The following is a 505-nucleotide window of genomic DNA, read 5'->3' as shown; positions in this document are numbered from 1 at the left end:
TGTTCGGTAGGGTGGCAACGGTGCTGTTGGGTTCGTGTTTTGGAGGTTGTGTGTGTATGTTTGTTGTTGTTGTGTTGGTTTGTTGCGTCAGGGTATTGGGGTGTGTTGGGTTGTGGTTTGTTGCTTTTGGTAGGGCGTTTGTTGGTGGGGTGGTGGGTGGGTTTTTAGGTGGTTTTTGTGGTTTATTTGTTGTTGTTTTTTGTTGTGGGTGTTTGTTGTTGGTGTGGGGGTTGTGTGTGTGTGGTGTGGGTGGTTGGGGGGTTTGTTGGTGTTGTTTTGTGGTTGGTTTTTTTTGTTGGGGTTGTGGTGGTGGTGTGGTTGGGTGGTTGTGTGGTGGTTGTTGTTGGTGTGTGTTTGGGGGTTTTGGTTGTGGTGTTGTTTTGTTTGGTTGGTGGTTTGGGTGGTTGGGTGGGGGTGTTGTGGTGTGGGGGTGTGGTGTTGGGTTGGGTTGGTTGTGGTGTTGGGTGTTTTTTTGGTGTGTGTTGGTGGGTGTTGGGTGTTGTTC

The 505-nt window shown here is 49.5% G+C and carries 1 protein-coding gene; it reads right to left on the bottom strand.

Annotated elements, in window-relative coordinates; all coding sequences use genetic code 11:
* Nucleotides 1-87: 87 nt before the first annotated feature.
* A partial coding sequence (locus tag ACTHTU_RS11220; protein WP_440362592.1) for a hypothetical protein occupies nt 88-505 on the bottom strand: 418 nt, incomplete at its 5' end.

Origin of the sequence: Neisseria sp. P0020.S005, from assembly GCF_051957055.1 — a bacterium.
GTDB classification, from domain to species: Bacteria; Pseudomonadota; Gammaproteobacteria; order Burkholderiales; family Neisseriaceae; genus Neisseria; species Neisseria subflava_A.
This window is presented reverse-complemented; position numbering and strand designations above follow the sequence as displayed.